At 67.4% G+C, this 3,140-nt stretch carries 2 protein-coding genes; both read left to right on the plus strand.

From position 1 onward, the window contains the following. A partial coding sequence (locus ACEN88_RS27880) for a response regulator (RefSeq protein WP_413344869.1) occupies window positions 1-868 on the plus strand: 868 nt, incomplete at its 5' end. Between the two features lies 1 nt (window position 869). Further along, entirely contained in the window at window positions 870-3,008 is a 2,139-nt protein-coding gene (locus ACEN88_RS27885) for a putative bifunctional diguanylate cyclase/phosphodiesterase (RefSeq protein ID WP_413344871.1), read from the plus strand. The last annotated feature ends 132 nt before the right edge of the window (window positions 3,009-3,140 follow it).

A 3,140-nucleotide genomic window follows, 5' to 3' on the forward strand; every position in this document is an offset into this window, starting at 1 on the left:
GTTGCAGCCGGCGCCGCGATTCATGCCGCCGCGCCGGCTGCAACTGGACGCCCACCGCCCACGCACGCGGCGCGTGCTGCTGGCCGAGGACAATCCCGTCAACATCGAGGTGGCCCGGGCGATGCTGGAAAGCCTCGACCTGCAAGTGGACTGCGCGCGCAACGGCGAAGATGCATTGCAGGCCGTGCGCACGAATTCCTACGACGCCGTGCTGATGGATTGCCAGATGCCCGTGATGGACGGTTTCGCCGCGACGGCCGCGATGCGGCGCGAAGAGCGCGAAGCGGGCCGCGGCCGCGTGCTGCCGATCATCGCGATCACGGCGAACGCGCTGCAGGGCGACCGCGAGGCCTGCCTCGCCGCCGGCATGGACGATTACCTGTCGAAGCCGTTCAGCCAGCAGGAAATCGCGGCCGTGATCGGGCGCTGGATGGCGCTGCCGCTCGCGGCCACCGTGCACCACGACGACGAGCCGCCGCGGCTGCCGCCCGCATCCGTCGAAGTGATCCAGCGCGACGTCATCAACCGCGTGGCGCTGGACAAGATCCGTGCCCTGTCGCGCGACCGCGGCGACGCGCTCGTGCAGAAGGTGATCGCCGCCTACGTCGACGACACGCCGCAGCAGCTGCGCACCCTGCGCTCCGCCATCGACGGCCTCGACACGGGCAACGTACGCCGCATCGCGCACACCCTGAAATCGGCCAGCGCCAACGTCGGCGCCGAGGCCCTCGCCGCCCTGTGCAAGGAACTCGAGCACCTGGGCCGCGCCGACACCACCGAAGGCGCGGACGCGATCCTGACCGACATGGAACATGAGTTCCAGGCCGTCCGGCATTCGCTCACCGCCATCCTCGAAAAGGAAACCTGACATGCCAGCCCAAACTGCCACCGTCCTGGTCGCGGACGACGATCCGGTGATGCGCCTCCTGATGCTCGAGATGCTGGAAGGCGTCGGGTTGGAAGGCATCGAGGCCGCGGACGGCCAGGAAGCCGTGGCCCTCGCGCACGCGCGCACGCCCGACCTGATCCTGCTGGACGTCGAGATGCCGAAGATGGACGGCTTTGCCGCATGCCGCGCGATCCGCGACCTGCCGAACGGCGCAATGGTCCCGATCGTGATGGTGACCGGCGGCGACGACCTGGAAGCCGTCACCAATGCGTACGAGGCCGGCGCCACCGACTTCGTCTCGAAGCCGATCAACTGGCCCATCCTCGGCCACCGCGTGCTGTACGTGCTGCGTGCAAGCGATGCCATCGTCCGCCTGCGCATCGCCGACGCCCAGAACCGCGCGGTGCTGGCCGCCATTCCCGACACCTTCTTCCGCATGTCGCGCGACGGCTTCTATCTCGATTACGAGCCGGGCCGCGACGGGCCGGGCCGCGGCGTGCGCGACGCCGGCGCGGACGAACAGATCGTCGGCCGCCACGTGACGGACGTCCTGCCGCGCGACATCGCCGAGCGCCTGTTCGAGCAGGTGGGCATGGCCCTGCACGTGCAGCAGGTGCGCTCGGTCGAATACGAGTTGATCCGCTTCGGCGAGGCCCAGCACTTCGAGGCGCGCCTCGTCGCCACCGGTCCGAACGAAGTGCTGGGCCTCGTGCGCGACATCAGCGAGCGAAAGCGCGCGGAAGAGCAGATCCGGCGCCTCGCGTATTGCGACAGCCTCACCGGCATCCCGAACCGCCAGGCCTTCCTGGAAATGCTGGAACGCGAGCTGCAGCGCTCCAAGATCGGCAACAAGAAATTCGCCGTGCTGTTCATGGACCTGGACGCGTTCAAGCGCATCAACGACACGCTGGGCCACGACGTGGGCGACCAGTTGCTGAAGCAGGTGTCGGACCGCCTGCGCGAGACGATCCGCCCGAACGACCTGCTGTCGCGCGGCGACCTGGTCCCGCGCGCGGACACTCCCAACAGCGCGGGCACGAACCTCGCGCGCCTGGGTGGCGACGAATTCACGATCCTGATCCCCGACCTCGAACGGGTCGAGCACGCCCTCAACGTGGCGCACCGCGTGAAGGATGCCATGCGCCGCCCCTTCGTCATCGAGGGCAACGAGATCTTCGTGACGGCCAGTATCGGCATTTCGCTGTTCCCGGAAGACGGCGACGACTGCACGTCGCTGCTGAAGTACGCGGACACCGCGATGTACCACGCGAAGAACTGCGGCAAGAACAACGCCAAGCTGTACTCGTCGTCGCTGACGATGCAGATCATGAGCCACGTGAAGCTGGAAGTCGGCCTGCGCCGCGCGCTCCAGAACGACGAGTTGTACCTGCTCTATCAACCGCAGCTCGACGTGCGCTCGAACGAGATCGTCGGCGTGGAAGCCCTCGTGCGCTGGCGCCATGCGGAACGGGGCGTCGTCTCGCCCAACGAGTTCATCCCGCTGGCCGAAGAGACGGGCCTGATCGTGCCGATCGGCGAATGGGTGCTGCGTACCGCGTGCAGCCAGGCGCGCCACTGGCAGAAACTGGGGCGCCGACCCGTGCGCATCGCCGTGAACCTGTCGGCCAAGCAGTTCAAGGACGAGAACCTGTCGCAGATCGTGCTCTCGGCCTTGCACGACACGGGCCTCGACCCGCGCCTGCTCGAACTCGAGCTGACGGAAGGCACGCTGATGGACGATGCGAAGGCCACGCTGGCCACCCTGGAGCAACTGCGCGGCATCGGCGTGTACCTGTCGATCGACGACTTCGGCACCGGCTATTCATCGATGAACTACCTGAAGCGCTTCGACGTGCGCGCGCTGAAGATCGACCGCAGCTTCATCAGCGGCCTGCCGCAGGATTCCGAGAATGCCGCGATCACGCGCGCCATCATCGCGATGGCGCACGGTCTCAAGATGATCGTCGTGGCGGAAGGCGTCGAGACGGGAGAACAGCTCGTGCTGCTGGAAGAATACGGCTGCGATCTCGTGCAGGGCTTCTACCTCGGACGGCCGGCGCCGCCGGAAGCGGTGACCGGCATGCTGCAGAAGTTGTGGGTGCCGATGGCGGCGCGCTGACCGTTTACTGTTGCGTGAACGTGAGCGTGTGCACCACCGCCCCCGGCAGCAGCGGGGTCGGCTTCCCGCGCACCCAATCCTCGTGCCCTTTCAAAAAATACGGCGACAGCGGATGCCCGCTCTGCCCGCCGG

This window comes from Massilia sp. CT11-108 (assembly GCF_047302915.1).
In the GTDB taxonomy this organism is placed as follows: Bacteria; Pseudomonadota; Gammaproteobacteria; order Burkholderiales; family Burkholderiaceae_D; genus Telluria; species Telluria orientalis.

What these genes read in the sequence shown, in the direction of transcription:
- ACEN88_RS27885 (WP_413344871.1), top strand. Translation starts at nt 870, where the DNA reads ATGCCAGCCCAAACTGCCACCGTCCTGGTCGCGGACGACGATCCGGTG.